Annotated in this window: 22 protein-coding genes and 1 riboswitch; of the genes, 7 read left to right on the top strand and 15 right to left on the bottom strand. The window is 64.8% G+C overall.

Annotation, left to right across the window (positions count from 1 at the left end; all coding sequences use genetic code 11):
• The first annotated feature begins 96 nt into the window (after positions 1 to 96).
• The 3 genes from aroQ to HBH1_RS18295 all read left to right on the top strand — a co-directional run bounded on the left by aroQ (position 97) and on the right by HBH1_RS18295 (position 2,810).
• The gene (gene aroQ / locus HBH1_RS18305) at positions 97 to 675 is read left to right on the top strand and encodes a gamma subclass chorismate mutase AroQ (RefSeq protein WP_102663893.1); all 579 of its coding nucleotides are present in this window, start codon (positions 97 to 99) and stop codon (positions 673 to 675) included.
• A 165-nt stretch (positions 676 to 840) separates the two neighbouring features.
• Positions 841 to 2,085: an MFS transporter gene (locus HBH1_RS18300; RefSeq protein ID WP_039875518.1), complete on the top strand. Its 1,245-nt coding sequence runs from the start codon at positions 841 to 843 to the stop codon at positions 2,083 to 2,085.
• A 230-nt stretch (positions 2,086 to 2,315) separates the two neighbouring features.
• A complete protein-coding gene (locus HBH1_RS18295; protein WP_006463646.1) occupies positions 2,316 to 2,810 on the top strand; it encodes a Dps family protein in 495 nt (164 codons plus the stop codon).
• Positions 2,811 to 2,992: 182 nt separating this feature from the next.
• Here the strand turns inward: HBH1_RS18295 and thiE are convergent, their stop codons facing one another.
• The 5 genes from thiE to thiC are packed head-to-tail and all read right to left on the bottom strand — an operon-like array spanning position 2,993 to position 7,474.
• Positions 2,993 to 3,628 carry a thiamine phosphate synthase gene (gene thiE / locus HBH1_RS18290; RefSeq protein ID WP_102663892.1) on the bottom strand — a complete coding sequence of 212 codons (636 nt, stop codon included), beginning with the start codon at positions 3,626 to 3,628 and terminating at the stop codon, positions 2,993 to 2,995.
• Position 3,629: 1 nt separating this feature from the next.
• The gene (locus HBH1_RS18285; protein ID WP_102663891.1) at positions 3,630 to 4,496 is read right to left on the bottom strand and encodes a bifunctional hydroxymethylpyrimidine kinase/phosphomethylpyrimidine kinase; all 867 of its coding nucleotides are present in this window, start codon (positions 4,494 to 4,496) and stop codon (positions 3,630 to 3,632) included.
• A 2-nt stretch (positions 4,497 to 4,498) separates the two neighbouring features.
• Positions 4,499 to 5,308 carry a thiazole synthase gene (locus tag HBH1_RS18280; protein ID WP_102663890.1) on the bottom strand — a complete coding sequence of 270 codons (810 nt, stop codon included), beginning with the start codon at positions 5,306 to 5,308 and terminating at the stop codon, positions 4,499 to 4,501.
• A 43-nt stretch (positions 5,309 to 5,351) separates the two neighbouring features.
• Positions 5,352 to 5,552, bottom strand: coding sequence for a sulfur carrier protein ThiS (gene thiS, locus HBH1_RS18275; protein WP_006463642.1), 201 nt, complete (start codon positions 5,550 to 5,552; stop codon positions 5,352 to 5,354).
• Between the two features lie 8 nt (positions 5,553 to 5,560).
• Complete coding sequence (gene thiC, locus HBH1_RS18270) at positions 5,561 to 7,474, bottom strand: phosphomethylpyrimidine synthase ThiC (protein WP_102663889.1); 1,914 nt, start codon at positions 7,472 to 7,474, stop codon at positions 5,561 to 5,563.
• Positions 7,475 to 7,569: 95 nt separating this feature from the next.
• Positions 7,570 to 7,680: riboswitch (TPP riboswitch) on the bottom strand.
• Positions 7,681 to 7,935: 255 nt separating this feature from the next.
• On the opposite strand from thiC, the gene HBH1_RS18265 reads away from it, so the two are divergent.
• A complete protein-coding gene (locus HBH1_RS18265; protein ID WP_102663888.1) occupies positions 7,936 to 10,746 on the top strand; it encodes a valine--tRNA ligase in 2,811 nt (936 codons plus the stop codon).
• Between the two features lie 157 nt (positions 10,747 to 10,903).
• On the top strand, positions 10,904 to 11,368 hold the full coding sequence (locus tag HBH1_RS18260; RefSeq protein WP_102663887.1) for a DUF2147 domain-containing protein: 465 nt from the start codon (positions 10,904 to 10,906) through the stop codon (positions 11,366 to 11,368).
• A gap of 7 nt (positions 11,369 to 11,375) precedes the next feature.
• Here the strand turns inward: HBH1_RS18260 and HBH1_RS18255 are convergent, their stop codons facing one another.
• The 4 genes from HBH1_RS18255 to ruvA all read right to left on the bottom strand — a co-directional run bounded on the left by HBH1_RS18255 (position 11,376) and on the right by ruvA (position 14,545).
• Positions 11,376 to 11,831: a YaiI/YqxD family protein gene (locus HBH1_RS18255; RefSeq protein ID WP_102663886.1), complete on the bottom strand. Its 456-nt coding sequence runs from the start codon at positions 11,829 to 11,831 to the stop codon at positions 11,376 to 11,378.
• 21 nt (positions 11,832 to 11,852) lie between these two features.
• Positions 11,853 to 12,695 (bottom strand): 2-keto-4-pentenoate hydratase, encoded by an 843-nt coding sequence (locus HBH1_RS18250; protein ID WP_199181621.1) that lies wholly within the window; start codon positions 12,693 to 12,695, stop codon positions 11,853 to 11,855.
• Positions 12,696 to 12,886: 191 nt separating this feature from the next.
• Positions 12,887 to 13,942 carry a Holliday junction branch migration DNA helicase RuvB gene (ruvB, locus tag HBH1_RS18245; protein ID WP_006463636.1) on the bottom strand — a complete coding sequence of 352 codons (1,056 nt, stop codon included), beginning with the start codon at positions 13,940 to 13,942 and terminating at the stop codon, positions 12,887 to 12,889.
• A 24-nt stretch (positions 13,943 to 13,966) separates the two neighbouring features.
• The gene (gene ruvA / locus HBH1_RS18240) at positions 13,967 to 14,545 is read right to left on the bottom strand and encodes a Holliday junction branch migration protein RuvA (protein ID WP_077235750.1); all 579 of its coding nucleotides are present in this window, start codon (positions 14,543 to 14,545) and stop codon (positions 13,967 to 13,969) included.
• Between the two features lie 108 nt (positions 14,546 to 14,653).
• Between ruvA and HBH1_RS18235 the strand changes: the two genes are divergently transcribed.
• Entirely contained in the window at positions 14,654 to 15,595 is a 942-nt protein-coding gene (locus tag HBH1_RS18235) for a DUF808 domain-containing protein (RefSeq protein WP_102663884.1), read from the top strand.
• Here HBH1_RS18235 and ruvC read toward each other — a convergent pair.
• The 5 genes from ruvC to HBH1_RS18210 are packed head-to-tail and all read right to left on the bottom strand — an operon-like array spanning position 15,592 to position 18,243.
• Positions 15,592 to 16,134, bottom strand: a complete 543-nt coding sequence (gene ruvC / locus HBH1_RS18230) for a crossover junction endodeoxyribonuclease RuvC (RefSeq protein WP_102663883.1) — start codon at positions 16,132 to 16,134, stop codon at positions 15,592 to 15,594. The genes HBH1_RS18235 and ruvC overlap by 4 nt on opposite strands.
• A gap of 10 nt (positions 16,135 to 16,144) precedes the next feature.
• Complete coding sequence (locus HBH1_RS25480) at positions 16,145 to 16,351, bottom strand: deoxyribodipyrimidine photo-lyase (protein ID WP_233207651.1); 207 nt, start codon at positions 16,349 to 16,351, stop codon at positions 16,145 to 16,147.
• Complete coding sequence (locus HBH1_RS18220) at positions 16,351 to 16,773, bottom strand: thiol-disulfide oxidoreductase DCC family protein (protein ID WP_006463631.1); 423 nt, start codon at positions 16,771 to 16,773, stop codon at positions 16,351 to 16,353. Before HBH1_RS18220 ends, HBH1_RS25480 begins: the two co-directional genes overlap by 1 nt.
• Complete coding sequence (locus HBH1_RS18215; protein ID WP_102663882.1) at positions 16,766 to 18,055, bottom strand: FAD-binding domain-containing protein; 1,290 nt, start codon at positions 18,053 to 18,055, stop codon at positions 16,766 to 16,768. Before HBH1_RS18215 ends, HBH1_RS18220 begins: the two co-directional genes overlap by 8 nt.
• 11 nt (positions 18,056 to 18,066) lie before the next feature.
• Complete coding sequence (locus HBH1_RS18210; RefSeq protein WP_102663881.1) at positions 18,067 to 18,243, bottom strand: DUF2256 domain-containing protein; 177 nt, start codon at positions 18,241 to 18,243, stop codon at positions 18,067 to 18,069.
• 96 nt (positions 18,244 to 18,339) lie between these two features.
• Here HBH1_RS18210 and HBH1_RS18205 point away from each other — a divergent pair, with 96 nt between their 5' ends.
• The gene (locus HBH1_RS18205) at positions 18,340 to 19,359 is read left to right on the top strand and encodes a MerR family transcriptional regulator (RefSeq protein WP_102663880.1); all 1,020 of its coding nucleotides are present in this window, start codon (positions 18,340 to 18,342) and stop codon (positions 19,357 to 19,359) included.
• A 99-nt stretch (positions 19,360 to 19,458) separates the two neighbouring features.
• Here the strand turns inward: HBH1_RS18205 and purH are convergent, their stop codons facing one another.
• On the bottom strand, positions 19,459 to 21,030 hold the full coding sequence (gene purH, locus HBH1_RS18200) for a bifunctional phosphoribosylaminoimidazolecarboxamide formyltransferase/IMP cyclohydrolase (protein ID WP_102663879.1): 1,572 nt from the start codon (positions 21,028 to 21,030) through the stop codon (positions 19,459 to 19,461).

The raw sequence follows: 21,030 nt of genomic DNA, 5'->3' as shown, positions 1-21,030 counted from the left end.
GCGCCGGGCAGCCGGCGCTGGCGCTATACTGCCGGGCGGCGCTTGCCATGGTCTTTCCGGCGCCCTCATCCGTCCTTCTTCACGGTCCTGCTGCCCATGCTCCCCATGCCGATGTCCCGCCTGCCGATGTCCCGCCTGCTCACCATCCTGGCCACCCTGCTCCTGACGGCCTGTGCCACCACCCCGCCGCCGGCCTCGCGCGCCGATGTCGAACAGTTGCTGACGCTGCAGAAGACGCGCCTGGACGTGGCAGCACCGGTGGCGCGCAGCAAGTGGAATTCGCACGCGCCCATCGACGACCCGGCACGCGAGGCCCTGATCCTGGACGACGTCGCGGCCCGGGCACAAGTCCTCGGCCTGGACGTGGCCTGGACCCGGCGCTTCTTCCAGGGCCAGTTCGATGCCGGCAAGATCGTGCAGCGCGACCTGCATCGCCAGTGGCGGGTGGAACAGCATGCCCCCTTCGCCAATCCGCCCGACCTGGCACGGCAGGTGCGCCCGGTGCTGGACCGTCTCACCCCCGACCTGCTGGCCGCGCTGGTCCGCCTGAAAGGCCACTGGTGTGAGCCGGCCGTGCAACGGGACCTGGCCGAGCTCGAGCCGGAAATCCTCGGGGCCGACTATGCCCCCGCTGTACGTGAACGGGCTACGGCAGCGCTACGCTGCAGCCGTTGACGCGCATCCTGCGGGCAAGCGACGTCGCACAAATGCCACTAAGTTGCTGAATCGACAGGTAAAAATCTTTTGCTGTCCTGCAGCATTTTTGTGACGGGAGTAAAATTCGGACTGCTGTTCACGCGCATCGGCGCGCGCAGCCTCCTCATTCCGAATTCCCCCGCCATGTCCGACGATTCCTGTAGTCCAGGTTCCACACCCGTTTCCGCCGCTGCGCCGGCAGCCGTGCGCGCCCTGCCACCAGTGAAGGTCACGCGCCAGATCATCGCCACCGCCTTCTTCACCTTCCTGGTCTACCTGGCCATCGGCATCCCGATGGCGGTGCTGCCGGGCTATATCCACCTGGACCTGGGCTATAGCTCGGTGGTCGCCGGGCTGGGCATCAGCGTGCAGTATTTCGCCACCTTCGTCAGTCGAGCCAACGCCGGCCGCATGATCGATACCGTGGGCGCCAAGCAGACTGTGATGCGCGGCATGCTGCTGTGCTCGGCCAGTGGTGGCCTGCTGTTGCTGTCAGCACTGGCGCAGCCGCTGCCGTTCCTGTCGCTGGTGCTGCTCTTCACCAGCCGCGCCTTCCTGGGCCTGGGCGAGAGCCTGGTCGGTACCGGCGCCATCATGTGGGGCGTGGGGCGCGTGGGCTCGGAAAACACCGCCAAGATGATTTCCTGGAACGGCATCGCCACCTATGCGGCGCTGGCCATCGGCGCGCCGCTGGGCGTGGTGCTGGATCGTTCGCTGGGCTTTGCCGTGATCGGCCTGGCCGGCATGCTGCTGACGGTACTGGGTTATGTGCTGGCCCGTGGCGGCCCGGTCACGCCGGTGGTGCAGGGCGAACAGCTGTCCTTCAAGCTGGTGCTGCGCAAGGTGTTCGCCTATGGCATGGGCCTGGCCTTCGGCACCATCGGCTTCGGCTCGATCGCCACCTTCATCACGCTGTATTACGCCGACCAGCACTGGAGCGGCGCGGCCTTTGCGCTGACGGCCTTCTCCAGTGCCTTCGTCGGTGCGCGCCTGCTGTTCGCCAATTCCATCACGCGCTTCGGTGGTTACCGGGTGGCGGTGGTCAGCTTCCTGACTGAAGCGGTGGGCCTGCTGCTGCTGTGGAGCGCCACCACGCCGGAACTGGCATTGCTGGGCGCAGGCCTGGCCGGCTTCGGTTTCGCGCTGGTGTTCCCGTCGCTGGGGGTGGAAGCAGTGAACCTGGTGTCGCCCGCCAATCGCGGCGCGGCCCTGGCGGCATACTCCGTCTTCCTCGACCTGGCGCTGGGCATCACCGGTCCGGTGGCCGGTGCCATCGCCGGCCAGCTGGGGTATCCACAGGTCTTCCTGTTCGCGGCCATTGCGGCCATCGGCGCGGTGGCCTTGTCGCTGTCGCTGTATCGCAGCGCGCAGCAACGCGGCAAGCCATGATCTGAATACGACGAGAACAACAAAACGATGGGGCCGATCGATTTTTATCTATCGGCCCCATTGATTTATAGGCCTGCATTGATCGCAGAAATCGATTGAAATCGGGAACGTCGGCCTCACTGTCTTATCAATAGATTGCGTGGCCGCAGCTTGTCCCTGGGCGATTTGCAATAGAATCGCGATGTTGTGTTCACCCACTTACGAAAAACCGAACAGCTAAGGAGCGAAAGATGGCAAAGAAAAACGTAGCAGCCCCCTCGATCAACATCGGCATCAACGACAAGGACCGCAAGAAGATTGCCGACGGCCTGTCCAAGCTGCTGGCCGATACCTACACGCTGTACCTGAAGACCCACAACTTCCACTGGAACGTGACCGGTCCGATGTTCAATACCCTGCACCTGATGTTCGAAGGCCAGTACACCGAACTGGCGCTGGCCGTGGACCTGATCGCCGAACGCATCCGCGCCCTGGGCTATCCGGCACCGGGTTCGTACAAGGAATTCGCCAAGCTGTCCTCGATCCCCGAAGCCGATGGCGTGCCGAACGCCCAGGAAATGATCGCCCAGCTGGTGGCCGGCCAGGAAGCCGTGACCCGCACCGCGCGTTCGCTCTTCCCCGCCGTCGATGCCGCTGCCGACGAGCCGACCGCCGACCTGCTGACCCAGCGCATGCAACTGCATGAAAAGAATGCGTGGATGCTGCGCAGTCTGCTGGAAGGCTGATCCGTATCACTCAATAAAAAAATGCCGTTCTTGCGAACGGCATTTTTTTTCTCGCTACCGTTCGGACTGAGTAGACCCGCAGGGTCGTATCGAAGGCGCAGGACCGTGTGCAAGCGTCTGCGCGCCTTCGATACGCCGCCAGGCGCGCGCTACTCAGTCCGAACGGTCTTCATCGACACCATTCAGAAGCGATAAAGATCGGCCAACTCCCGCGTCTTGCGCTCGGCCACCGGCACCAGATAGACGCTGCTGATGACGGCCACCATGTCGGCCCCCTGTGCCACCAGCGGCGGCGCATTTTCGAGCGTGATGCCACCGATCACCACCACCGGCAGGGCAATCTCGCGTTTGGATTGCGCGATGATCTCCGGCGCGGTGCGGAAGTCATACTTTTTCACCCGCGAGGGATAGAAGCCGCCGAAGGCCACATAGCTGGCGCCATCGCGATGGGCAGCGTGCGCCAGCTCCAGCGTACCGTAGCAGGAAGCGCCGACGATGCGATCCGGGCCGACAGCCTGGCGCACCTCGGCAATGGAGGCATCGGTGCCGCCGACGTGGATGCCGTCGGCATCGATCTCCAGGCACAGGTCCACATGGTCGTTGATGATCAGCGGCACCTCATACTGGCGGCACAGGGCCAGCAAGGCACTGGCCTGGTCGCGCCGTTGGGCGGGGTCGGCCGTCTTGTGGCGATACTGCACCAGTGCGGCGCCGTTCTGCAGGGCCAGCTCGGTGGCCGTCAGCAATTGCGCGGTGTCATCCCAATCCGGGGTGACGATGTAGAGGCCGCGCAGATGTTTGGCGTAGTCGGGTTTCATCTCAGACTCCTGCCGCCGGGGCGGCATCAACAACAGGTTCGAACGCGGGGACACGATTGGGGATGCGCTGCCCGGCGGCGATGGCGTAGGACGTGGACAAGGCATGCTGGGTGTATTGCTGGGCCAGGTCGATGGCTGCGCGCATGGACAGGCCGCGTGCCAGGCCGGCCGACAGGGCCGCCGCCAGCGTGCAGCCGCTGCCGTGGAATTCATCCGGCAGCCGGGTCCAGCGCCAGCGGGCGCTTTCGATGGCCTCCTGCGCAAATTCGGAACGGAACAACTGCCCATACCAGCGATTGACCACATCCTGCTCCTGCGGCCCATGCCCGCCCTTGAGCAACACATGGGCGCAACCACGCTCCATCAGCAGCGCCGCCTGGCGCGCCGGCGAGACATCGCCACACAGACGGCGCGCCTCGTTGAGGTTGGGCGTGATCACGGTGGCCAGTGCGTACAGGGGTTCGATCACCTGCGCCGCATCGTCGCGCGAAAGCTGGTCACCACGACCGTTGGCCAGCACCGGATCAAGCACCACCGGCATCTCCGGATTGCGCTTGCGCAATTGCCGGATCAGCGACGCGATCATCTCTGCATTGGCATGGCTGCCGGCGATACCCAGCTTGACGGCGGCGATGTCGAAACGATCGATCAACACCTGGGCCTGATGCCGCACCAGTTCCGGATCGAGTGCATGCACGGCGAAGACGCTGACGTTGTCCTGCACCGTCAGCGCCGTGGGCACCGACAACGGGTGGCACCCCAGCGCCGTGATGGCCGGGATATCGGCCTGCATGCCGGCCCCGCCACTGGGGTCGGAGCCGGAGAAGACCAGCACGCAGGGCGGCGTAGGACGATAGGCGGCTTGCATCGTCAGGCCACGCGACCCGCCATCGGCGAGGATGGCGAGGCAGCGAACTTGCGCGGGATGCGGCCGGCGAGGAAGGCTTCACGACCTGCTTCCACGGCCAGCTTCATGGCACGCGCCATGCGGATGGGATCGCGAGCGCCGGCAATGGCGGTGTTCATGAGCACGCCATCACAGCCCAGTTCCATGGCGATGGCGGCGTCCGAGGCCGTTCCCACGCCGGCATCGACCAGCACCGGCACGCGCGACTGCTCGATGATCAGCGACAGGTTCCAGGGGTTGAGGATGCCCATGCCAGAGCCGATCAGCGAGGCCAGCGGCATGACCGCCGCCACACCCAGGTCTTCCAGCATGCGCGCCTGGATCGGGTCGTCGCTGCAATAGACCATCACGTCGAAGCCATCCTTGACCAGCGTTCCGGCGGCCTTGAGGGTTTCGGGCATGTTGGGGAAGAGCGTCTTTTCATCGCCCAGCACTTCCAGCTTGACCAGCTTGTGGCCGCCCAGCAGTTCACGCGCCAGTTGCAGCGTGTACACCGCATCTGCGGCGTTGTAGCAGCCGGCGGTATTGGGCAGGATGGTGAATTCGGAGGGCGGCACCGCGTCCAGCAGGCTGGGAGCGTTGGGGTCCTGGCCGATGTTGACGCGGCGGATCGCCACCGTGATGATCTCGGCGCCGCTGGCGACGGTGGCCGCGCGGGTTTCGTCGAGGTCCTTGTATTTGCCGCTACCCACCAGCAGGCGCGAGCGATAGGTCTTGCCGGCGATGGTCAGGCCCGGGTCTTCTTTCTGAAGGGGGGCGTCATTCATGTTCATGTCGTTTCCTTGTCTGTGAGGTGCGCTGCATGGCGATAGGCAGTTAGCCGCCGCCAATGGCACGCACCACATCTACCTTGTCAGCCTCGGCCAGCGCGTGCGTGGGCCAGCGCGCGCCGGGCACCACCTGGCGATTGACCGCCACGGCCACCGCCTTGCCGGCCAGGGAGAGGCCGGCAATGAGCTGTTCCAGCGTGGCGCCGTCGGGCAGCGGGTGAGGCTTGCCGTTCAGTTCGATCTGCATGGCTGCGCTTACTGCTTCGAGTAGATCTCGGCGCCCATCTTGACGAACTCGACCGACTTCACTTCCATGCCCTGCTTCAAGGCGTCGATCTCGGAGATGCCTTCCTTGGCAGCGTAGTCGCGCACTTCCTGGGTGATCTTCATGGAGCAGAAGTGCGGGCCGCACATGGAGCAGAAATGCGCCACCTTGGCCGAGTCCTTGGGCAGGGTCTCGTCGTGGAATTCGCGCGCCTTGTCCGGGTCCAGGCCGATGTTGAACTGGTCTTCCCAGCGGAACTCGAAGCGTGCCTTGGACAGGGCGTTGTCGCGGATCTGCGCGCCGGGATGGCCCTTGGCCAGGTCGGCGGCGTGGGCGGCGATCTTGTAGGTGATGATGCCGTCCTTCACATCCGTCTTGTTGGGCAGGCCCAGGTGTTCCTTGGGCGTGACGTAGCACAGCATGGCGGTACCGTACCAGCCGATCTGCGCGGCGCCGATGCCGGAGGTGATGTGGTCGTAGCCGGGGGCGATGTCGGTAGTCAGGGGGCCGAGGGTGTAGAACGGCGCTTCGTGGCACTGCTCCAGCTGCAGGTCCATGTTCTCCTTGATGAGATGCATGGGCACGTGGCCGGGGCCTTCGATCATGACCTGCACGTCGTGCTTCCAGGCGATCTGGGTCAGCTCGCCCAGGGTGCGCAGCTCGCCCAGCTGGGCTTCGTCATTGGCGTCGTAGATCGAACCCGGACGCAAACCGTCGCCGAGGCTGAAGCTGACGTCGTAGGCCTTCATGATCTCGCAGATGTCCTCGAAGTGTTCGTAGAGGAAGGACTCGCGATGATGCGCCAGGCACCACTTGGCCATGATGGAGCCGCCCCGCGAGACGATGCCGGTCATGCGCTTGGCCGTCAGCGGTACGTATTGCAGGCGCACGCCGGCGTGGATGGTGAAGTAGTCCACGCCCTGCTCGGCCTGTTCGATCAGGGTGTCGCGGAAGATTTCCCAGGTCAGGTCTTCGGCCTTGCCATTGACCTTTTCCAGTGCCTGGTAGATCGGCACGGTGCCGATGGGGACCGGTGAATTGCGGATGATCCATTCACGGGTTTCATGGATGTTCTTGCCGGTGGACAGGTCCATGACGTTGTCGCCGCCCCAGCGGATGGCCCAGGTCATCTTTTCCACTTCCTCGCCGATGGAGGAGGTCACGGCCGAGTTGCCGATGTTGGCATTGATCTTGACCAGGAAATTGCGGCCGATGATCATCGGCTCCACTTCCGGGTGGTTGATGTTGGCGGGGATGATGGCGCGGCCACGGGCGACTTCCTCACGCACGAATTCCGGGGTGATCTCGGCCGGGATCGACGCACCGAAGGATTGGCCCGGGTGCTGGCGGCCCATCAGGTCGGCCAGCTTGTTGCCCATGGGGCCGGAGGCCTTCAGTTGCTCCAGGTATTCCTTGCGGCGCAGGTTTTCGCGGATGGCGATGAATTCCATCTCGGGCGTGATGATGCCGCGACGGGCATAGTGCATCTGCGTGACATTGGCACCCGCCTTGGCACGACGCGGCTTGCGATGCAGGTTGAAGCGCAGCTCGGCCAGGGCCGGGTCGTTCAGGCGCTGCTGGCCGTATTCGGAGGTGGGGCCGGGCAGCTCTTCGGTATCGTCGCGCTCCAGGATCCAGGGCAGGCGCGGCGTGGAGAGACCGGCGCGGATGTCGATCTTGACGTCCGGGTCGGTGTAGGGGCCGGAGGTGTCGTAGACATAGATCGGAGGATTCTTTTCCGAGCCGAACATGGCCGGGGTATCGGCCTGGCTGATCTCACGCATGGGCACGCGGATGTCCGGGCGCGAGCCGGTCACGTAGATCTTGCGGGAATTCGGGAGAGGCTGGACGGCTGCCTCGTCGACGGTGGCCGTCGCGGACAGGAATTTCGGGTTGGCATTCATTTCGGCTCCTTTGCTTGATGACTCATGGCTCGGAGCCAGCAAAGGAGGTTGCGGAAGAGGACGGACGGCGGGGATGGGACGGTGCCGTGGGTACGTCATGCTGCCGGTTGCTTCCCTTCGCTGGCATTATCCAGATCAGGTTCAAGGGTATTTCTCACCCGGCTGCCAGAGCATGTGCTCCGGTGCCAGGACCCCTAGCGATGCGACGCGGGCCACTTGCGCGGACCTTGTCGTGGGCCGGATTCTACTCCAAATACGGCGATGAACAAGGCTTCATTTTGGATGAGCTGGAGGTGCAGCACGGCAATTGAAGCCATCAGGCTGCCTGGCAGCAACATGATGAGGGCCGCCCTTGCGCATTTCTGCCCTGCCCCCAGGGATGCGTCAATTTCGCGCCCGTGGAGGGATTTGCCCTCCCCGTCCCTTATAATGTTGGGTTTCGCAAAAACACACGTCAAATCATGGAATTAGCCAAGTCGTTCGAGCCTGCCGAGATTGAGAAATTCTGGCGCGAGGAGTGGGAAAAGCGCGGTTACTTCGCCGCCACCACCGACGCGGAGAAGCCCTCGTTTTCCATCCAGCTGCCGCCGCCCAATGTGACCGGCACCCTGCACATGGGTCACGCGTTCAACCAGACCATCATGGATGGCCTGACGCGCTACCACCGCATGCGCGGTTTCAACACCGCCTGGATTCCCGGTACCGACCACGCCGGTATCGCCACCCAGATCGTGGTGGAACGCCAGCTGGATGCGCAGAAGGTCTCGCGCCACGACCTGGGCCGTGAAAAGTTCGTCGAGAAGGTGTGGGAGTGGAAAGAGAAATCCGGTTCCACCATCACCGGCCAGATGCGCCGCATGGGCGCCTCCACCGACTGGGCCCGTGAATACTTCACGATGGACCCGAAGATGTCCAAGGCCGTCACCGAAGTGTTCGTGCGCCTGTACGAACAAGGCCTGATCTATCGCGGCAAGCGCCTGGTGAACTGGGACCCGGTGCTGGGCACCGCTGTCTCGGACCTGGAAGTAGTGTCGGAGGAAGAAGACGGCTCCATGTGGCACATCAGGTATCCGCTGGCCGATGGCAGCGGTCACATCGTGGTCGCCACCACCCGTCCGGAAACCATGCTGGGCGACGTCGCCGTGGCCGTGGACCCGACCGACGAGCGCTATGCGCCGCTGGTGGGCAAGATGATCAAGCTGCCGCTGGTGGGCCGCGAGATTCCCATCATCCAGGATGAATACGTCGACAAGGAATTCGGCACCGGCTGCGTGAAGATCACCCCGGCCCACGACTTCAACGACTACCAGGTCGGCGCCCGCCACAACCTGGAAAAGATCAGCGTCTTCACCCTCAAGGCGACCATCAACGAGAACGCCCCCGAGAAGTACCAGGGTCTGGACCGCTTCGAGGCGCGCAAGCAGATCGTGGCCGACCTGGATGCATTGGGCCTCTTGGAACAGGTCAAGCCGCACAAGCTGATGGTGCCGCGTGGCGACCGTACCGGCGTGGTGATCGAGCCGATGCTGACCGACCAGTGGTTCGTGGCCATGAGCAAGCCGGCGCCGGAAGGCACCTACTTCCCCGGCAAGTCGATTGCCGAGACCGCGCTGGAGAAGGTCTCCTCGGGCGAGATCAAGTTCGTCCCCGAGAACTGGACCAATACCTACAACCAGTGGCTCAACAACATCCAGGACTGGTGTATCTCGCGCCAGCTGTGGTGGGGCCACCAGATTCCGGCCTGGTACGACGAGGACGGCGGCATCTATGTCGCCCGTACCGAAGAAGAGGCCAAGGCACAGGCCGGCGGCAAGACCGTCAAGCGCGATGAAGACGTGCTCGACACCTGGTTCTCCTCGGCACTGGTGCCCTTCTCCACCCTGGGCTGGCCAGAAGAAACCCCGGACTACAAGCTGTTCCTGCCGTCCTCGGTGCTGGTGACGGGCTTTGACATCATCTTCTTCTGGGTGGCGCGCATGGTCATGATGACCACGCACTTCACCGGCAAGGTGCCGTTCGATACCGTCTATGTCCACGGTCTGGTGCGCGACGCCTCGGGCCAGAAGATGTCCAAGTCCAAGGGCAATACGCTGGACCCGATCGACCTGATCGACGGCATCGGCGTGGATGAGCTGGTGGCCAAGCGTACGGTTGGTCTGATGAATCCCAAGCAGGCAAGCAGCATCGAAAAGGCCACCCGCAAGGAATTCGCCGATGGCATTCCCGCCTTCGGCACCGATGCGCTGCGCTTCACCTTCGCCTCGCTGGCGACCCTGGGCCGCAACATCAACTTCGACCTGAACCGCTGCGAAGGCTATCGCAACTTCTGCAACAAGCTGTGGAACGCCACCCGCTTCGTGCTGATGAATACCGAAGGCCAGGACTGCGGTTTCGACGGCCACGTCAAGGGCGTGTGCGACAAGGAGCAATTGCAGTTCTCCAAGGCTGACCGCTGGATCGTGTCGCTGCTGCAGCGTACCGAGGCCGAGGTAGAAAAGGGCTTTGCCGACTACCGCTTCGACAACATCGCCACCGCCATCTACAAGTTCGTCTGGGACGAGTATTGCGACTGGTACCTGGAAATGGCCAAGGCCCAGATCCAGAGCGGCAACGAGGCGCAACAGCGCGCCACCCGCCGCACCCTGCTGCGCGTGCTGGAAAGCGTGCTGCGCCTGGCGCACCCGGTGCTGCCCTTCATCACCGAACAGCTGTGGCAGAGCGTGGCGCCGCTGACGGACCGCAAGCCCGATCCGGCCGGCGACTCCATCATGCGCCAGGCCTATCCGCGTCCGGACCTGGACAAGATCGACACCGAAGCCGAAGCCTGGGTCGCCCAGTTCAAGGCCTACACCGATGCCTGCCGCAACCTGCGTGGCGAGATGCAACTGGCGCCGTCGCTGCGCGTGCCGCTGATCGTGGAAGCGGCCGACACCGCTGCGGTGGAGTCCTTCCTGCCCTACCTGCAAGGCCTGGTACGCCTGTCGGAAGCACAGATCGTGGCGCAGCTGCCGGAGTCGCCGGCACCGGTGGCCATCGTCGGCGAAGTCAAGCTGATGCTGAAGGTGGAAATCGATGTGGCCGCCGAGCGTGAGCGCCTGGGCAAGGAAGTCACCCGCCTGACCACAGAGATCGCCAAGGCCAACGGCAAGCTGTCCAACGAGAGCTTCGTGGCGCGTGCGCCCGAGGCGGTGGTGGCGCAGGAGAAGGAACGCGTCGCCAACTTCAGTGCAACGCTGGAGAAAGTGAAGGAACAACTGGCCAAGCTGAAGTAAGCCCGGCCTTTTCCTGCCAAAGCCGTCGTCCCAACCCGGGACGGCGGCTTTTGTTTTTTGTGCTTGCCTTGCAGGGCGGGCTTGTCTAGACTGGATCGAAAAAATTAGAACAATCGTGCTTTTTTATGGCATTCGACTTGATCAACAGGAGACCAGCATGACCCGCACCGCATCCCCCGCCCGCCTGCTCGGGCGCACCCTCCTCATCGCCGGCCTGCTGGCCAGCACCGCCGCCTGGGCCGATGGCTCTCCGCTCGGTCTGTGGAAGAGTATCGACGACTCCACCGGCAAGCCCAAGGCACTGATCCGCATCACCGAGAACAATGGCGAGTTGAGCGGCCGGATAGAAAAGCTGTTCCGCGCCTCCGAGGAAGACCAGAACCCGGTCTGCCAGAAATGCGAGGGCGAGCTCAAGGACAAGCCGGTCATCGGCATGACCATCCTGTCGGGCCTGAAGAAGGACGGGGACGAGTACAACGGTGGGCAAATCATCGATCCGGCCAATGGCAAGGTCTACAAGAGCAAGCTGAGCGTGGTCGACGATGGCCAGAAGCTCAACGTGCGCGGCTATGTCGGCATGCCCATGCTGGGTCGGACCCAGACTTGGCTGCGCGAACAGTAAGCGCGACTCAGGTAGGGCGGCTGGCCTTGAGGACGTAGCGGTCCAGTTCGCGGGCGAAGGCGCGCCCGTCGCTGGTGCTGAAGGCGGCCGGGCCGCCGGTTTCCACGCCGCTGCTGCGCAGTTCTTCCATGAAGTTGCGGGTGCTGAGGTGATGGCCGATGTTCTGGGCGGTATAGAGCTCGCCGCGCGGATTGAGCGCCAGCGCGCCGCGGCCGATGACGTCGGCCGCCAGCGGGATGTCGGCGGTGACCACCAGGTCACCGGGCGCGACCTGGCGGGCGATCTCGCGATCGGCCACGTCGAAGCCAGCCGGGACCACCATGGATTTGATGAAGCGTGAAGGCGGGGTGCGCAGCGGCCGGTTGGCCACCAGCGTGACGATGATGCCGGTACGGTCGGCGACCCGGAACAGCATCTCCTTGATCACGCCCGGACAGGCGTCCGCATCAACCCAGATGGCCAAGATGAAAACGCCGTCCCATGGCTAGACGAAGGACACCGTCAGACCCGGCAGGGTCACGCCGGAGAAAGCGGTGGTCCAGGTCTGGCCCGGTTCGATCGGACAGGCGTCGGTCCAGGTGCCGGTGCTGATGATTTCGCCCGCCTGCAACTGGCGGAAGCGGCTCTGCTTCTGCAACAGCTGGTGCAGGTGCCACAGGGCGTGCAGGGGGCTGTCCATCTCGTCATTGCAGAAGCCGGCGGCACGCAGCACGCTGGAACTCTCGGTATTGCAGGACAGCGAGACGCTGGCGCTGGCCAGGATCTGCGGCAGGTGATGCTTGGTGGCCGAGGAGAGTACATGCGGCTCGCCCACGATCAGGGTGCCGTGCAGGCCGAAGGCGGCAATCGAATCTGCCACCGTGAATTCCCAGTTGGGGAAGGGGCAGACCACGATTTCGAAACCATGCGCCATCCACTCCAGGCAATCGGCCAGTTCATCCAGCGAGGCATCGGGGGCCGGGGTCTTGCCCAGCTTGAGGACGATTTCCGGCTCGATACGCGGTTGCACCGCACCGGCCAGCGATTGCGCCCCGTGGTTGTCCTCGGCAAAGCGCACGGTGGTGTCCCACATCGGTGCCCAGGTGGGGATGCGGGTGTCGTCGATGATGCCGTAACGCTCCCAGTTCTTGCGCACCACGAAGCCGATCTTGCGGCCGATGGGCTGCTCGCCCTGGGCCACGCGGATATTGCGGATGTTGTGGGCGATGTCGTAGGCATCGTCCACCGACAGCGGTTCGGATTCGGAGATGCGCGGGATGATGCGAGACTGGGCGCGCGCATCCAGCAGCTGATGCGCGTATCGAAGGGCTTGGCTCGACATTAGCATGGAGGGCTCACATCGAAAGATAGTGAATAGCTATCCATTGTCGATGACGATTAATTTTTGCACAAGCAAAAACTCGCTTTCTGACGAGATCTGACAAAAATTTCATCTGATTGCCTCGCCACGCGTCATGCTGTTTTTCAGCTGCTGCAAAAGTCACCTAACTGGCGAGAAAACTGAATGTCACGGATGGGTCAGGCGCCCCACAGCTCGCCATTGGGACCGGTGCGCGGGGCTGCCACGCCGAAGTGCTGGTAGGCCGCGCCGGTGGCGATGCGGCCACGCGGGGTACGTTGCAGGTAACCCTGCTGGATCAGGTAGGGTTCCAGCACGTCTTCGATGGTGTCGCGTTCCTCGCCGATGGCAGCGGCCAGGTTGTCCAGCCCCACCGGTCCGCCGCCGAACTTGAAGAGCACGGCCTCCAGCAGCTTGCGGTCCATCAGGTCGAAGCCGACCGGGTCCACATCCAGCATCACCAGGGCGGCGTCGGCCATCTCGCGGGTGATGCGGCCCTGGCCCTTGACCTCGGCATAGTCGCGCACCCGGCGCAGCAGGCGGTTGGCGATACGCGGCGTGCCACGGCTGCGGCGGGCGATTTCCAGCGCGCCATCGTCGACGATGGGGGCGTTGAGCAGTCCGGCGCTGCGGGTGACGATGCGCGCCAGCTCGGGCGGGGTGTAGAACTCCAGCCGGGCGACGATGCCGAAGCGGTCGCGCAGCGGGTTGGTCAGCATGCCGGCGCGGGTGGTGGCGCCGACCAGGGTGAAGGGTTGCAGGTCCAGCCGCACCGAGCGGGCTGCCGGACCTTCACCGATCATGATGTCGATCTGATAATCCTCCAGGGCCGGGTAGAGGATTTCCTCCACCACCGGCGACATGCGGTGGATCTCGTCGATGAAGAGCACATCGTTGGCTTCCAGATTGGTCAGGAGCGCGGCCAGGTCGCCGGCACGCTCCAGCACGGGGCCCGAGGTCTGGCGCAGGTTCACGCCCATCTCGCGGGCGATGATGTGGGCCATGGTGGTCTTGCCCAGGCCGGGCGGGCCGAACAGCAGGGTATGGTCGAGCGGTTCGCCGCGCTTGCGGGCGGCCGAGATGAAGATTTCCAGCTGGGCGCGGACCTTTTCCTGGCCGACGTATTCGTCCAGGTGCTTGGGCCGCAGGGCGCGTTCGATGGCCTCCTCGTTGGCCGAAGCCGGAGTGGCGGCGATGATGCGCTGTTCGGAGAAATCGTCGGTCTGGATGCTCATGCTCTGATCCTTGTCGGCCCTGGCCTAGCCCTTGGAGAGGGCCTTGAGGGCATGCTTGATGCCGTCCGAGACGCTGGCGTCCTTGGGAACCTGCTTCATGGCCAGGCTGGCCTCCTTGTCCGAATAACCCAGTGCCAGCAGGGCGTTGAGGATGTCGGCCGTGGCGTCGCTGTGGACCACGCCGGCCACCGCGCCCAGGTCGGCACCGAGCTTGCCCTTCAGTTCCAGCAACAGGCGTTCGGCGGTCTTCTTGCCGATGCCCGGCACGCGGGTCAGGCGACCGGCCTCCTGCAGCGTGACGGCCTGGGCCAGGTCGGCCACCGACATGCCCGAGAGGATGGCCAGCGCGGTACGGGCACCGACGCCGGAAATCTTGATCAGCTCCTTGAACGTATTGCGTTCCTCGGCGGTCCCAAACCCGAACAGGATGTGGGCATCCTCGCGGATGGCGAGGTGGGTCAGCAGCGTCACCTTCTCACCCAGTCCGGGCAGGTTGTAGAAGGTGCTCATCGGCACCACCACCTCGTAGCCGACGCCCTGGCAGTCGACCAGCAGATTCGGGGGGATTTTTTCTAGAAGAATTCCTGAGAGGCGACCGATCATGGCGTCTTTGATGTGCGTGAGCTGCAGCTTCTGTGATAATCCCGGGATGATACAGCACTGTTCGGATAAACAGTATCCAACGATAACAAGCTTGAATAAAGGACAACCATGGCCGGCAGCGCCTTCTTCGCATTGATCGACGACATCGCCACGGTGCTCGACGATGTTTCCCTGATGACCAAGATGGCGGCCAAGAAGACCGCCGGCGTGCTGGGCGACGATCTGGCCCTCAATGCCCAGCAGGTCAGCGGGGTGCGCGCCGAGCGCGAACTGCCGGTGGTGTGGGCGGTCGCCAAGGGCTCGCTGAAGAACAAGGCCATCCTGGTGCCGGCGGCGCTGGCCATCAGCGCCTTCATTCCCTGGGCGGTGACGCCGCTGCTGATGCTGGGCGGCGCCTTCCTGTGCTTCGAGGGCTTCGAGAAACTGGCCCACAAATACCTGCCGCATGACGAGCGACACCACGAGGTCGCCGCCACCGCGCCCGAGGACGTCGACCCGGTCAGCTACGAGCGCGAGAAGATCAAGGATGCCGTGCGCACCGACTTCATCCTCTCGGCCGAGATCATCGCCATCACGCTGGGGACAGTGGCCGGCGCCCCGCTGCAGCAGCAGATCACGGTACTGGTGGGCATTGCGCTGATCATGACGGCCGGTGTCTATGGCCTGGTGGCGGGCATCGTCAAGCTCGACGATGGTGGCCTCTACCTGGTGCAGCACGCCGGCTCCAGCGCCTGGGGCCGTCTGAAGGCTGCGGTGGGCCGCGCCATCCTGGCGGCGGCGCCGAAGATGATGCGCAGCCTGTCGGTGATCGGCACCATCGCCATGTTCATGGTGGGCGGCGGCATCCTGACCCACGGCCTACCGTTTCCCCATCACGCCATCGAAGCGGCAGCAGTTGCCGTAGAGGGCGTTGCGGTGATCGGCCCGGTACTGGGCGCGATTGCGCCTGCGGTATTGAATGCGCTCTTCGGCGTGGTCGCCGGTGCGGTGGTGCTGGTGATGGTGAAGCTGGCGCAGCGCGTGCTGTCGCTCTTCAAGACGAAAGACTAACCGACCAGCCGCCCGCCGCGCATGCGGATGCCCTTGCGCGCCAGCGCCGGGGCCAGCGCCCCCAGGTCGGACAAGACCCCTCCCCCGTGCGCATGGCAGATCGCCACGCCCAGCGCATCGGCGGCATCGGTGCCGGGCAATCCCGGCAGTTTCAGCAACCGCGCCACCATTTCCTGCACCTGCGCCTTTTGCGCCCGTCCATGGCCGGCCACGGCCTGCTTGACCTGCAGCGCCGTGTATTCGGCCACCGCCAGGTCGGCCGCGACCATGGCGCAGATCGCCGCGCCCCGGGCCTGCCCCAGCAGCAGCGTGGATTGCGGGTTGACGTTGACGAACACCTTTTCGATGGCAGCGCAATCAGGTGCATAGGTCCGCACCACCTCCCCGACGCTGGAGAGGATCACCTTGAGCCGGGACGGCAGATCGCCATCCGGCGTCTTGATGGTGCCGGAAGCGATATAGGACAGCGTGCTGCCCTGCTTGTGGATGACCCCGAAACCGGTGGTGCGCAAGCCAGGGTCGATACCGAGAATTTTCATGCCCGCCAGTCTAACCGATCGGGCCTGCCCAAGCCCGAGAACAGCACGTCCTGACCGGGGTAGGTCGTCTGTTACCGTCCGCGCCGTTACGTGATTGCAACCAGGCCGGTTCGATGATGAACAGGCCAAAGGCGCGTTCGCACTGTGCCGCCTGCGCCAGCGGTTGATGATCGCGCAGGCGCAGGTCGCGCTTGAACCAGACCAGGCCGACCGACATCAGGAGCGCCGCGAGCGCCCTTCCAGGCGCAGGACCAACCGCTGGAGCGCCGGGCGCAGGCGCAGGAAGCCGCGATAGGAGCGCTCCATCAGCCACAGCATCCCGGGCAGGCGCGCCAGGCGGGCCAGCCAGCGCCAGCCCGGCAAGCTCGCCCATAGCTGCACGAAGGCCGCTGCCCCGCTGAAGACCACACCGTCGGCGCGTTGCACATGGAAGCGCGCCAGGAGCTGCTCGCGCGTCAGGCCGGATGGCAAGGCGGAGCCACGATCGGGCTGGCTGATGTCGCAGAAGCGCAGCGGCGCCTGCTCGCCAAGGCGCTGGTACAGACCGATCTCACGGCGGCAGAGCGGGCAGGCGCCGTCGTAGAGCACGGTCAGCGCATCCTTCTGATTCCCGCTGTTGCGTTCCTCGCCGTCAGCCATCGCAGTGGCCCTCCCGCGCCAGCAACTCGGCCGCGTCGCGCAGGCCATGGGTGCTGCGTCGCCACCACTGGGTGAACAGATCGCTGGGCTTGTCCACCGCCGGAAACAGTCCTGGCGTCGCGCTGCATTGCGCCCACAGCGGCAGCCACGGTGCCAGGTGCGGATCGGACTGGCAGCGCACGCTACGTGCCGCCTTCAGGGCGCGTCCCACGCTGGCGGCGTCGCCGTGCCAGCACAGCGGTGCAAGCTCGCGCATGCGCGCGCCGACGAAATCCCAGCGGCGCCGGCTCCACGGCCACAGCAGATGGAAGTCGGAGAGGTACAGCCCCACCACCAGCGTATCGGGTGCGAGATCGGCCGGCAGTTCGCCCAGGCTCCAGGGATGGACCAGCCAGACGTCGCGCCCGGCCACGGCCTGCGGGTCGGGGGCGACGCTATCCAGGCTGGCCGGGGGTGCCGCCAGCAGGGGGGGCTCGGCAATGCGCGGGCAAGCGCGGGCGGAGGCCGCGGGTTCAGGCGCCACCGGATCGGGCTGCAGGGCGATCTGGCCCAGCGCTTCATAGCTGGTGTCGAGTACCGTCCCCGGGCTATGCCAGGGGGCAGGCGCGTACTTGGCCACATTCTCGGCATTGAAGAGATAGGGCTTGTGGCTGCCGGTGCCGGCCACCCACTGCCAGCTCAGGTGATTGCTGGCCAGGTCGCCATCCAGCAGGTGACCGACCATCCAGTCGGCACCGGCGCGCCAGTGCAGCTTGCGCAGATGCACGATATAGCTGGCCAGCCACATGCGGGCGTGGTTGTGCAGGGTCCCGGTGGCATACAGGGTGCGCACGGCCTGGTCGATCACCGGCAGCCCGGTGGCACCCTCGCGGATATCGGCCGGCAACTCACGCGCATAGGCCGACTCCGGCAGCGGACCGGGATGCAGCGAATCGAAGATGCGGGCGCCACGGCGCGCCCAGACATAGCGGTAGAACGCGCGCCAGCCCAGTTCATAGACGAACTTGTGCTGCACCTCCAGCGCATGGCGCGCGCAGACGCCAGCCAGCACCTCGCGCAACGTGACCATGCCATGGGTGAGGTAGGGCGACAGCCCTGTCACGGCGCCCTCCAGGCTGTTGCGGGTGCGGGCGTAGGCCCCCGGGCGCACGGCGGCGATACGCTGGCGGGCAGCGGCCAGGGTAGGCAGCGCAGGGGGCGCCAGGACTTGCGGCGCGGCTTGCGACGCTTCTTCCGGTGACACGGCATCCAGCACCAGGTCGAATTGGTGTTTGCGGTACATGACTCGACTCCTCAGGAACCAGCGTGGGCAGGCTTGCGGCGACAGGCGTCGGAACAGTATTTGACGTCATCCCAGTTCCTGGCCCACTTGCGCCGCCAGGTCATGGGCAAGCCGCAGACGGCGCAGGGCTTGCTGGGCAACTGCGCCTTGTTGCCGCGATGAGCGTTGGCCTGGCGGGTGGATTTTATGACTCAGGATTGTACGCAATAAATGGTTCAACCTTGATTCAAAGCCGCGATTTATCGCCTATAATCTGCGTCATTCCTGATTCAACGAGAGAGATCATGAGCACAGACCAGCCGCAGCAGTCCGCCCCTCCCGCAGACAAACCCGCGACCGAGTCATTGCGCCGCACCGGGGCCGTGGCCCGCATGTTGCGCATGCCGGTGGCGACCCTGCGCGTGTGGGAGCGTCGTTATGCGCTGACCCAGGGCAAGCTCTCGCCCAGCGGGCAGCGCCTGTATTCGGAAGCCGACGTGCGGCGCCTGGCCCTGATCCGGCAGTTGACCGAGCTCGGTCATGCCATCGGCAGCCTGGCCGGGCTGGACATGGAGCAGTTGCAGCAGGTCGCGGCCACCCATGCCGAACTGCACGCCGTGCGCCCCACCCCGCCGCAGACGGTGCAGGGCCAGTGGCGGGTGGCGGTGATCGGCGCCACGCTGGCGCAGCGGCTGGACAAGCCGGGCCTGCTGCAGCGCCTGGGCCGTCCGCTGCAGTTGCTGGGACCCTTCGAGAGCGTCCAGCAGGCCGCCCTGAGCCTGAAACGGGAAGAAGTCGACGCCCTGCTGCTGCACGAGCCGCAGTTGCATGCCGGCTGGCTGGGGGCGCTGGAGAGTTCGGCACCGGCCTTGAGTGGCTTGCCGATGGCGGTGCTGTATGGCTTTGCCAGCGAAGCGGTATGCGAGACGCTGGCAGCGGTAGGCATCAGCCTGCTGCGCGCGCCGCAACCGGACGTGGTGATCCTGCAGTGGCTGCGTGCACTGATGGCGCTGACGGTGCCGGCGCGCAGCGAACCGGCCTGGTCGCAGCAGGCGCAGGTAACACGGCGCTGGAGCGACAATGAACTGATCGCCTTTGCGAACCGCTCCACCACGGTGGCCTGCGAGTGCCCGCGCCATGTGGCCGAGTTGCTGATGCAGCTGTCGCAGTTCGAGCGCTACAGCGCGCAGTGCGCCAATCGCAACGAGGCCGATGCGCAGTTGCATCAGTACCTGCAGCAATTGACGGCGGAATCGCGCCAGCGCTTCGAGATGGCCCTGAGCCGGATTGCGATGCATGAGGGTCTGGTTCCGGAGCAATCCTGAGCGCAGGCGACCGCACAGACAACAGCGCAGGCAAACCGAACCCACCAACAAGAACGCCCGGCAGATGGCCGGGCGTTCCTGTTTAAAGCATGCAGATGATCAGTGACGGAAGTGACGGGTTCCAGTCAGCAGCATCACCACGTCGCGCTCGTTGGCGGCGTCGATCACTTCCTGGTCGCGCATGGAGCCGCCCGGGTGGATGACGCAGGTGGCACCGGCATCGACCACCACGTCCAGGCCGTCACGGAACGGGAAGAAGGCGTCGGAGGCCACGGCAGAACCCGCCAGGGTCAGGCCAGCGTTCTGCGCCTTGATCGAGGCGATGCGGGCGGAGTCGATGCGGCTCATCTGGCCGGCACCCACACCCAGGGTCATGCCATTGCCGCAGAAGACGATGGCGTTGGACTTGACGAACTTGGCCACGCGCCAGGCAAACATCAGGTCCTGCAGTTGCTGCGGGGTCGGCTGCTTCTTGCTGACCACCTTCACGTCGGCCAGCAGCACGTTCTTGGCATCCGGCGACTGCACCAGCAGGCCACCGCCGACGCGCTTGAAGTCGTAGCCGTTCAGGCCATTGCCCAGCGGGATTTCCAGCAGGCGCACGTTCTGCTTGGCGGCGAAGATCTGCCTGGCTTCAGCACTGAAGGACGGGGCGATCAGCACTTCCAGGAACTGCTTGGCCACCGCTTCGGCCGCAGCCGCATCCACTTCGCGGTTGAAGGCGATGATGCCACCGAAGGCCGAGGTCGGGTCGGTCTGCAACGCCTTGCTGTAGGCTTCCAGCGGGTTGGCACCGATGGCCACGCCACAGGGGTTGGCGTGCTTGATGATGACGCAGGCCGCTTCGGTGGCGGGGTCGAAGCTCTTGACGCATTCCCACGCCGCATCGGCATCGGCGATGTTGTTGAAGGACAGTTCCTTGCCCTGCAGCTGGGTGTAGTTGGCCAGGGCGCCCTCGACCTTCTTGATGTCGCGGTAGAAGGCGGCGCTCTGATGCGGGTTTTCCCCATAGCGCATGTCCTGGACCTTCTCAAAGTGAAGGTTCAGGGTAGACGGGTAGGCGCTGCGGGTGGTGTGCTGCTTGTCTTCGCCCAGGGAGGTGAAGTAATTGGTAATGGCGCCGTCGTATTGCGCAGTGTGGGCAAAGACCTTCTTGGCCAGCGCGAAGCGCTTTTCATAGGGCAGGTCGCCGCCCGACTTCAGCTCGGCCAGCACGCCTTCGTAGTCGGTCGGGTCGCAGATGACGATCACGTCCTTGTGGTTCTTGGCCGAGGAACGCAGCATGGCCGGGCCGCCGATGTCGATGTTCTCGATGGCGTCTTCCAGGGAGCACTCTTGCTTGGCAACGGTCTGCTGGAACGGATACAGGTTCACCACCACCATGTCGATGGTGGGGATGCCGTGCTGGTCCAGGGCGGCCACGTGCTCGGGGAAGTCACGACGCGCCAGGATGCCGCCATGCACCTTGGGATGCAGCGTCTTCACGCGGCCATCCAGCATTTCCGGGAAACCGGTGTAGTCGGCCACTTCGGTGACCGGCACGCCATTGTCGGCCAGCAGCTTGGCGGTGCCGCCGGTGGACAGGATGTTGACGCCCATGGCGGACAGCGCGCGCGCGAATTCGAGCACGCCTGCCTTGTCGGATACGGAAATGAGTGCTTGTTTGATCAT

This window comes from Herbaspirillum sp. BH-1, assembly GCF_002870055.1.
Classification (GTDB): domain Bacteria; phylum Pseudomonadota; class Gammaproteobacteria; order Burkholderiales; family Burkholderiaceae_D; genus Herbaspirillum; species Herbaspirillum frisingense.
Note: the sequence above shows the minus strand (reverse complement) of the source record. Positions and strands in the feature narration are given on the sequence as shown.

Bases quoted from the DNA above. Each gene is read 5' to 3' on its own strand.
- aroQ (WP_102663893.1), top strand. From the start codon at position 97: ATGCTCCCCATGCCGATGTCCCGCCTGCCGATGTCCCGCCTGCTCACC.
- HBH1_RS18300 (WP_039875518.1), top strand. From the start codon at position 841: ATGTCCGACGATTCCTGTAGTCCAGGTTCCACACCCGTTTCCGCCGCT.
- HBH1_RS18295 (WP_006463646.1), top strand. From the start codon at position 2,316: ATGGCAAAGAAAAACGTAGCAGCCCCCTCGATCAACATCGGCATCAAC.
- thiE (WP_102663892.1), bottom strand. From the start codon at position 3,628: ATGAAACCCGACTACGCCAAACATCTGCGCGGCCTCTACATCGTCACC.
- HBH1_RS18285 (WP_102663891.1), bottom strand. From the start codon at position 4,496: ATGCAAGCCGCCTATCGTCCTACGCCGCCCTGCGTGCTGGTCTTCTCC.
- HBH1_RS18280 (WP_102663890.1), bottom strand. From the start codon at position 5,308: ATGAACATGAATGACGCCCCCCTTCAGAAAGAAGACCCGGGCCTGACC.
- thiS (WP_006463642.1), bottom strand. From the start codon at position 5,552: ATGCAGATCGAACTGAACGGCAAGCCTCACCCGCTGCCCGACGGCGCC.
- thiC (WP_102663889.1), bottom strand. From the start codon at position 7,474: ATGAATGCCAACCCGAAATTCCTGTCCGCGACGGCCACCGTCGACGAG.
- HBH1_RS18265 (WP_102663888.1), top strand. From the start codon at position 7,936: ATGGAATTAGCCAAGTCGTTCGAGCCTGCCGAGATTGAGAAATTCTGG.
- HBH1_RS18260 (WP_102663887.1), top strand. From the start codon at position 10,904: ATGACCCGCACCGCATCCCCCGCCCGCCTGCTCGGGCGCACCCTCCTC.
- HBH1_RS18250 (WP_199181621.1), bottom strand. From the start codon at position 12,695: ATGCTAATGTCGAGCCAAGCCCTTCGATACGCGCATCAGCTGCTGGAT.
- ruvB (WP_006463636.1), bottom strand. From the start codon at position 13,942: ATGAGCATCCAGACCGACGATTTCTCCGAACAGCGCATCATCGCCGCC.
- ruvA (WP_077235750.1), bottom strand. From the start codon at position 14,545: ATGATCGGTCGCCTCTCAGGAATTCTTCTAGAAAAAATCCCCCCGAAT.
- HBH1_RS18235 (WP_102663884.1), top strand. From the start codon at position 14,654: ATGGCCGGCAGCGCCTTCTTCGCATTGATCGACGACATCGCCACGGTG.
- ruvC (WP_102663883.1), bottom strand. From the start codon at position 16,134: ATGAAAATTCTCGGTATCGACCCTGGCTTGCGCACCACCGGTTTCGGG.
- HBH1_RS25480 (WP_233207651.1), bottom strand. From the start codon at position 16,351: ATGTCGGTCGGCCTGGTCTGGTTCAAGCGCGACCTGCGCCTGCGCGAT.
- HBH1_RS18220 (WP_006463631.1), bottom strand. From the start codon at position 16,773: ATGGCTGACGGCGAGGAACGCAACAGCGGGAATCAGAAGGATGCGCTG.
- HBH1_RS18215 (WP_102663882.1), bottom strand. From the start codon at position 18,055: ATGTACCGCAAACACCAATTCGACCTGGTGCTGGATGCCGTGTCACCG.
- HBH1_RS18205 (WP_102663880.1), top strand. From the start codon at position 18,340: ATGAGCACAGACCAGCCGCAGCAGTCCGCCCCTCCCGCAGACAAACCC.
- purH (WP_102663879.1), bottom strand. From the start codon at position 21,030: ATGATCAAACAAGCACTCATTTCCGTATCCGACAAGGCAGGCGTGCTC.